The following is a 3,232-nucleotide window of genomic DNA, read 5'->3' on the forward strand; positions in this document are numbered from 1 at the left end:
CAGGACTCATTCCCATGCCGTTTTGGTTCCAATTTCTATTGTCGTTCTTGTCTTTGAGCTAAACTTAATGACATTGCCCTCCGGGTGTCTTTAGCTGTCTTTAGGAATCTTCGGGTATTTTCGCTTACTTACAACTGCTTGAACTCAATCCAGTCGATCACAAGGCCCGGCTTCACGAAGTCCAGCTTCAGCTCATAGAGCCCCGCTTCGAGCTCCGCCTTCACCAGCTTCTGGCGGACCCAGCGGCCGTCCGTTCCGTTCGTCTGGATCGTCGTCATCAACTGGCCGTTCAGCGTCACATTGCAGGCACTCTGCGCCAGATTCGATTCCGGTGACATGAGCTGGACGAAGGTCCGGTATACGCCGGACTGCTCAACCTTCACCATAACCGATCCCGCCGGGTCCGGCTTGATTTGGCTTCCGTCCGTCAGAGATTGTGCCTGCGCAGCCGCAAGCGACGGATTGGCCTTAAACGCCTCGACCGTCTCCTCAATAACCTGCTCGTGCGAGAATACCGGCGCATGCATCAGGAACCGGCAGATGTTCATGGCGCTGCGCTGCAGCTCGCCCCGGGTCAAGGTTCCGTTCTCCAGGGACTCCAGTGTGTTATCTTCCATGGCATTAATCTCAGCGCCATAGTTGCTGACGACCATATACAGATCGTTCTGCGCACGGACCATGAAGTTGGTGAACCGCGCGTCCGCCGTGCCGCCGGATTCCGCATCGTTCATCTTGGCCCACCAGTCCGTCATCACTATGCCCTGGAAGCCCCATTCCCCGCGAAGAATCGTCGTGTTGAGATCATAGTTCGACGCCGCCCAGTGTCCGTTCACCGGATTGTAGGAGGTCATGATCGAATTGGCTCCGGCCTGCTTCACGGCGATTTCGAAGCCCTTGAGATAAATCTCCCGCACGGCGCGCTCGGATACGACGGCATCCACCTGGCTGCGGTATTTCTCCTGATTGTTGCAGGCAAAATGCTTCAATGTCGCGTTCGAGCCGCCCTTCATAATACCGCGGGTACAGACGGCCGCGAACACGCCGGTAACCAGCGGGTCCTCGGAGAAATACTCGAAGTTCCGTCCGTTCAGCGGACTGCGGCGGATATTCAGCCCCGGTCCAAGCAGAGTGTCAATCTCATTCCGCAGCAGCTCCCGGCCTTCCAAGACGTACAGCTCCTCGACCAGCTCCGGGTTCCATGTTGCGGCCAGCAGCGTACCGATCGCCACCTGGGTCGCCTTCTCCCCGCTGTCCATCCGGATGCCGGACGGGCCGTCCGCCGTACATCCCACCGGGATGCCGAAGTCGAACAGCGAATCGCTCACTCCGCCAAAGGCCGATGCCGTACCCGATGTCACCAGCGGGCTGCTCATGCCCTCGCCGCGGACAATCGCGGCCAGATCCTGGTCGCTGAGCTGGGCGATGAAGTCCTCCATGCTAATCTTGCCCTCATGCACATCTTTGAGCTTATACCCTTTGTCTCCGGTCTGCTCCAGCGTCACCGGCAGCTTGCTCTGAATTCGCTCAGCTAATGAAGTTTTCTGCTTCGGCGCTTCCGTGAAGATCAGCTCGTACGTGCCGTCCTCCCGCCGCGCTCCCGGTTTCATCCGGGTGAAGCTCTCGGTCGGAGCCAGCGCCTCTTCCAGCTGCTCGACTACGATGGTATCCGCGACCGTATATCCACTTTGACCTTCTACGCCGAGGCTGACAAGGCTGCGGACATTGCCGCCTGCGAACAGCTTGTACGTTCCGGCCTCCAGCACATAGGCGGAAGGGAAGCCCGTAACGCCTTCGTCATCGTAGGATGCCATAATGTGAACAGGGAAGCTGATGGTCAAAGTCTGCGACTCGCCCGGCTGAAGCACCCGCGTCTTGCCGAATGCCGCCAGTGCCCTGGCAGGCTTGCCCAGCTTGCCCTGAGGTGCTTCGTAATACACCTGAACGGACTCTTTGCCCGCAAATTCGCTCCCCGTGTTGGTAACGATTACAGCAAGTTCAATGATCTCTTGTCCGTCACGATTCACCAGCCCTGCCTCTTCCATCTTTAGATCAAAGGTTGTGTACGACAGACCATAGCCAAACGGATACTGCACCTTGTTCGGGCAAAAGGTTTCGAAATACCGGTAGCCCACATAAATATCTTCCTGATAAACGTTCTTGAATTCGTTCCCGTAATTATGGGTCGACGGATAATCGTCCAGCGAATAGGCGACCGTATCGGTCAGCTTGCCGCTCGGGTTAACATCTCCGGCCAGCACGTCGGCAATCGCATTGCCGCCTTCCATGCCGCCATGCCAGGCATAGATCACACTTGCAATCGGATGAACATAACCTGTGTCATTCAGCCAGCTCATATCGATAATGTTCGACACATTCAGCACAACAATCGTCCGCTCAAAATGGGCCGTCACCTTCTTCAGCATGTCCTTCTCATCATCGGTCAGCCGATAGCTGCCCGGCTCATTGGCATTGTCCTGATCCTCGCCCGCCGTACGGCCGATCACTACGATAGCTTTATCTGACTTCCCCCTGGCTTCAGACACCAGCTCGCTTGTCAAAGGCATTTCCTTCTGATGCCAAGGCTCTGCGGCCCAGCCGCCTCCCCCGTTATCGAACGGGTTGGCCTCGATCCATTTCTCATACACAGCCGCCAATTCTTCATTAACCGTGATATTTTTCTTGGCGCGCAGACCGTCCAGCAGATTGGTTGTATACGCCACATTGACGCTGCCGCCCGATCCGGTGCCGCTCCGGTAATAGTTCACCTGTGTTCTTCCAAAAATCGAAACGCTTTCGTTCTTCCGGATCGGAAGAGCGCCAGCTTCATTCTTCAGCAGTACGGCTCCTTCTGCGGCCACAGTCCGGCTGAACTCTGCAAACCCTTCCAAAGGTACTCCCAATTTCCTTATATTCAAGGCTTTCTCCCCTTAACCTGTAGTTGTTCAACATCTTACTACAAAGCTTTTCGCATTCATAGGGAAGGAATCAGTTGAAAAATCTTAGATAAAACCGAATTCACATCCCTATAAGGAGTGTATCGGCATATGGTTTACATTTTCAGGTAAAAATAAACGAACGGCTCGAGCATCGGGCGGAGGTGTCGGCAGACCGCGGCCATTGAACGTCTGACAGCCTAACAGCACCCAATCCTCTCAATCGAGTAGGAGGGGGCGGCAAGCCCCCGTCCTCTCACACCACCGTACATGCGGGTCCGCATACGGCGGTTCCAAAA

Annotated in this window: 1 protein-coding gene; it reads right to left on the reverse strand. The window is 55.8% G+C overall.

The window, feature by feature from the left end:
- Nucleotides 1–128: 128 nt before the first annotated feature.
- Nucleotides 129–2,915 (reverse strand): glycoside hydrolase family 3 C-terminal domain-containing protein, encoded by a 2,787-nt coding sequence (locus KIH86_RS01805; protein ID WP_223081723.1) that lies wholly within the window; start codon nucleotides 2,913–2,915, stop codon nucleotides 129–131.
- Nucleotides 2,916–3,232 lie beyond the last annotated feature (317 nt).

The sequence above is a fragment of the Paenibacillus sinensis genome, from assembly GCF_019904155.1.
In the GTDB taxonomy this organism is placed as follows: Bacteria; Bacillota; Bacilli; order Paenibacillales; family Paenibacillaceae; genus Paenibacillus_AQ; species Paenibacillus_AQ sinensis.